This window comes from Streptomyces sp. WI03-4A, from assembly GCF_033792105.1.
Classification (GTDB): domain Bacteria; phylum Actinomycetota; class Actinomycetes; order Streptomycetales; family Streptomycetaceae; genus Streptomyces; species Streptomyces collinus_A.
In genome coordinates this window covers 1-2,188 of sequence record NZ_JARAUO010000095.1, presented here as the reverse complement: position 1 = coordinate 2,188, position 2,188 = coordinate 1, and the positions used below count along the sequence as shown (strand labels likewise).

At 70.0% G+C, this 2,188-nt stretch carries 2 protein-coding genes and 1 pseudogene; 2 read left to right on the top strand and 1 reads right to left on the bottom strand.

Going from position 1 to position 2,188, the window contains the following annotated elements:
* Positions 1-107 precede the first annotated feature (107 nt).
* A pseudogene (gene nirD / locus PV343_RS40170) lies at positions 108-457 on the top strand (nitrite reductase small subunit NirD).
* Between the two features lie 151 nt (positions 458-608).
* Here nirD and PV343_RS40165 read toward each other — a convergent pair.
* Positions 609-947 carry a hypothetical protein gene (locus tag PV343_RS40165; RefSeq protein ID WP_319152002.1) on the bottom strand — a complete coding sequence of 113 codons (339 nt, stop codon included), beginning with the start codon at positions 945-947 and terminating at the stop codon, positions 609-611.
* Between the two features lie 198 nt (positions 948-1,145).
* Between PV343_RS40165 and PV343_RS40160 the strand changes: the two genes are divergently transcribed.
* Complete coding sequence (locus PV343_RS40160; RefSeq protein WP_319152001.1) at positions 1,146-2,096, top strand: zinc metalloprotease; 951 nt, start codon at positions 1,146-1,148, stop codon at positions 2,094-2,096.
* Positions 2,097-2,188: the final 92 nt, after the last annotated feature.

Sequence of the window (2,188 nt, the reverse complement as noted above, 5' to 3'; positions counted from 1 at the left end):
CCGGTCGTCGCCTTCGTCCCCGAACGCGACCAGATGAAGCCCGACCTGCCGCTGCTGTCGATCGGCATGCGGCCCGCTGAAGACGTCCTGGAAGGAAGCACCCAGCGATGACCCTGGCACCCGAGACGACCGATCTGCTGGTCCAGCTCCGGCTGGCGGACGGCTTGTTCACGGTCTGCGACCTGCACCGGCTGGTACCTGGCCGCGGCATCGCCGCGCTGCTGCCGGACGGCCGCCAGGTGGCGGTGTTCCGCGACCGCGCGGACCGGCTGTACGTCATCGACAACCGCGACCCGTTCGCTGGCCCGCCTTCCTCTCCCGCGGCCTGACCGGCACCCACCGGGGCCGCCCGTTCGTGGTCTCCCCCCTGCTGAGGCAGCGCTTCGACCTGGAGACCGGGCAGTGCCTGGACGACGAGTCGGTCCGGGTGACGGCGTACCGGGTGCGCAGCGCCTGAACGGCGTGCCGGGGCGGCGGTGCCGGGCCGGGCATCGCCACCGCGCCGCGGGCCGGTCAGGCCCGCGGCGCGGCGTACGGCAGGGCCGTGAGCCGCTCGCAGGCGGCCCAGAGCCGGTCCGCCGACGGCCCGCGAAGGGAGATTGAACGCTTCACCTTTGACCCGGGTGAGTCCAGCGGACCCGCAGGACGTCGTCTCCGCAGTGCACGATCTCCAGTTCCCGCTCCCAGTCGCCTCCCACGCTCCGGGGACAGCGGACGGCGAGACGACGCTCGGCCAGGAGTCGCCACCGGCAGGGCACCGCCTCCGGTGCGTCGCCGCGGCCCACCGGATGGTTGACGAAGACACCATCCGGCCCGAACTCCATCCCCCCGCGGCCGTGCGCCGGCGGGAAGGGGTACTCCGCGGGCCGATAGACCGTCACATCACCGGCGTCCTCCTCGAAGGAGTGCACCCAGGAGCGGAACAGGTCCGGGGGGAGCGTGCCCATGGTCCTACCACCTCACCGGCGTTGCTATATCACAGATTGACCGTTTTGCCACACTGGGCCTAGTGTAGAAGACATCGGCTGGTGTACAGCCCGACCCGGCCCTCGCCCCACCGCGTTCGGTGGCGAGAGCCCCTCAGGCGGGTGACCGTTCCCCGCCCGGACAGCTTTCCACCGCAGCTTTTCCGAGAAGGCACAGCCATGTCCAACGCAGACTCGTTCCTTCGTGCCACCTCAGCCGAGTACAGCCGCTGGTGCGGAGCGATGGAGGTGCACCGCAGACTCCTCGACAGGAACCCGGAGTACGCCGCGAACCGCGCGACGATCGAGAACACGGCGTTCGCCTACGAACGCGCGCAGCAGACGACGGCACGGCAGGGTGTCATCGACATCCCCGTGGTCGTGCACGTCGTCTACAACACGCCCGAGCAGGACATCGGCGACGCCCAGATCCAGAGCCAGATCGAGGTCCTCAACCAGGATTACCGGGCCGCCAACCCGGACGTCACCCGGGTGCCGGACGTGTGGCGGGACCTCGTCTCCGACGCCCGTGTCGAGTTCCACCTCGCCAGAACCGACTCCCTCGGGCGCCCCACCGACGGGGTCACCCGCACCCAGACCTCGCACCGCGACTTCGACACGGACGACATGGTCAAGTTCTCACTGAGCGGAGGCATGGACGCCTGGCCGGCCAACACCTACCTCAACATCTGGGTGTGCCAGCTCCGTCGCGGCCTGCTCGGGTACGCCCAGTTCCCGGGCGGCGCGGCCTCCACGGACGGAGTTGTCATCACCCACACCGGCTTCGGCACCACCGGCACGGCCACCGCACCGTTCAACGGCGGGCGCACCGCCACCCACGAGATCGGGCACTGGCTCAACCTGAGGCACATCTGGGGCGACGACGACGAGGGCTGCAGCGGCAGCGACTTCGTGGCCGACACCCCGAACCAGGCGGGCCCCAACCTCGGCTCGCCCGCCTTCCCGCGTGTGACATGCGGCAACGGGCCGGACGGCGACATGTTCATGGACTTCATGGACTACACCGACGACGCGGCCATGTTCATGTTCACCAAGGGCCAGACGGCCCGCATGGACGCGGCCCTCGACCACGCCCGGCTTCCCCTCACCCGCCAGGCCGTACTGGTCTGAACGGCACCGCACCCCGCGCCGAGTGCGCCCCGCGAGAAAGTGCCGATCGGCGTCGGCGGCGGTAAAATTGCTGGTGAAGCTGGTGATCCGTC

Bases quoted from the DNA above. Each gene is read 5' to 3' on its own strand.
- PV343_RS40165 (WP_319152002.1), bottom strand. From the start codon at position 947: ATGGGCACGCTCCCCCCGGACCTGTTCCGCTCCTGGGTGCACTCCTTC.
- PV343_RS40160 (WP_319152001.1), top strand. From the start codon at position 1,146: ATGTCCAACGCAGACTCGTTCCTTCGTGCCACCTCAGCCGAGTACAGC.